The sequence below is a fragment of the Rhizobacter sp. P3_B12 genome, from assembly GCF_056402895.1.
Genome location: NZ_JBFUGN010001089.1, coordinates 1 through 1,950 on the forward strand (window position 1 = coordinate 1; position 1,950 = coordinate 1,950).

General features: G+C 61.5%; 2 protein-coding genes and 1 pseudogene. All 3 read left to right on the plus strand.

What is annotated here, in order from left to right; all coding sequences use genetic code 11:
* On the plus strand, window positions 1–904 hold a 904-nt coding region (locus AC1D01_RS32430), incomplete at its 5' end, for an RHS repeat domain-containing protein (protein WP_477873610.1).
* Complete coding sequence (locus tag AC1D01_RS32435) at window positions 901–1,479, plus strand: tetratricopeptide repeat protein (protein ID WP_477873611.1); 579 nt, start codon at window positions 901–903, stop codon at window positions 1,477–1,479. The genes AC1D01_RS32430 and AC1D01_RS32435, both read left to right, overlap by 4 nt.
* Window positions 1,480–1,539: 60 nt before the next feature.
* Window positions 1,540–1,950, plus strand: a pseudogene (locus tag AC1D01_RS32440) (hypothetical protein); the annotation flags it as partial.

The following is a 1,950-nucleotide window of genomic DNA, read 5'->3' on the forward strand; positions in this document are numbered from 1 at the left end:
GTACAACGCGGCCGGGCAGCGCGTGCGCAAGGTGAGCAGCACGGGGCCGCARAGCACGGTGGTGTTCGTGTACGACCAGKCGGGCCACCTGCTGGGCGAGTACGACCAGAACGGCGCCGCGYTGCGGGAATACGTGTGGCTGCGCGACACGCCGATGGCGATGTTCACGCCCGACCCGGCGAACCCATCGGGCGAGCCGCTGGTGTACTTCATCCACAGCGATCACCTGAACACGCCCAGGGTGGTGGTGGACCGCGAGAACCGGGTGCGCTGGCGCTGGCTGGCGGAGCCCTTCGGGACGAGCGCGCCGGAGACCAACCCGAGCGGGCTGGGGGTCTTCGTGCAGAACCTGAGGTTCCCGGGGCAGTATGCGGACCAGGAGAGCGGGCTGTTCTACAACTACCACCGGTACTACGCGGCTGGCGGTGGGCAGTACACGCAGAGTGATCCGATCGGGCTGGCGAGTGGAAGTGCTTCGACATACGGGTATGTGGATGGAAATCCATTGAGCTACATCGATCCAGATGGATTGATGGAAATCTATCGAGATGGGAAGGTGACGATGCATTCTTATCCGGGCCCGCAAGCAGGTGGAAACGAACATGCTCGGCAGGGGCCCGGGGCGGCCTACCACATTCACGTCAAAGACGGGCAAGGCCGCGAAGCGCGGATTTCTACTGAGACGTGGAAGCCACTGACGCCGGACGACAAAAAAATCTACGAGAGCAGTAAAGAGATGCAAAAAGCATGTGACAAGCTGACGGAGGGCGAGAAGAAGTGGTTCGACCGCCTGAATCGACAGATATTCCATCGTGGTGGACCTACAGTAAACCAGTTGCTGCGAATGGGCACCATACGTGGAGGCAATCGAGGCCCAGTAGTCGGTGGAAGGACTGACGAATGACGCAAAAATCTGAAAAGTTCTTGAAGGCAATGGATGCCTACGACCATGACAGGTTGGACCTCGCGCTGCGTCTTATGGAAGAGTGCGCCGAGGAGGGCGACTCGGAGGCGTGCTTTACGACCGCTCTTTGGTATCGAGATGGTGAAGGTGCGCCAGCAAATTCAGAGCGCAGCTCAAAATGGCTATCCCGCCTTGAAGAGCTCGCCGAGCGAGGTGAGCTCGATGCGCAGTGGAATGTGGGGCAAAACTATCGATTCGCCAACGTTCTGCCATTGAACATCGAGCGGGCGAATCACTGGCTGGAGCGAGCGGCCGAAGGCGGCCACGGCGAAGCGCAGCATCACTTGGCTTGGTACTACGAGACGGGGCAATACAACTACCCCATCGATCCTGCTGAAGCGGCCAAGTGGTACCAGCGCGCGTTTGAGCAAGAGAACCCTGAAACGCTGTATCTGTACGCAGTAAGGTTGTTCCGCAATGGTCAGCCTACCGAGGAAGCCCTGCAACTTCTGAGACGAGCGGTGGACAAGGGCTTCAGGCAAGCTGAGCACGTGCTTCAGTCTTATACACATTGATACGGTCTTCGCATTCAAGAAGTTCTCGCTGGGAGAACCTTCGGTGTCGTCAAGGCCGGGTTGGGCGGCACGCCGCTGATCACGCAGATCGAGTGGACGCCGTTCGCCGGCACGGTCAAGCGCTGGGGCTGGGCGATGGCGAGCGGCACGAAGGCGAACGAGCGCCACTTCGACCTCGCGGGCCGGGCGATCCGCTACCCGCTGGGCGAGGCGCTGCGGGATGTGCGCTACGACGAGGCGAGCCRCMTCGTGAGCTTCACGCACCTGAGCGCGGACGGCACGGCGCAGCCGGCGCTGGACCARGTGTTCGGCTACGACGAGAACAGCCGGCTGACCGGCATCACGACGAACGCGGCGAGCTGGGCGATCCACTACGACGCGAACGGCAACCGCACSGGSCTGAGCCTGAACGGCAGCCCGAGYRCGTACRGCGTGGAGSCRACGAGCAACCGSACCACGAGCATCACGAAC

What these genes read in the sequence shown, in the direction of transcription:
- AC1D01_RS32435 (WP_477873611.1), top strand. Translation starts at nt 901, where the DNA reads ATGACGCAAAAATCTGAAAAGTTCTTGAAGGCAATGGATGCCTACGAC.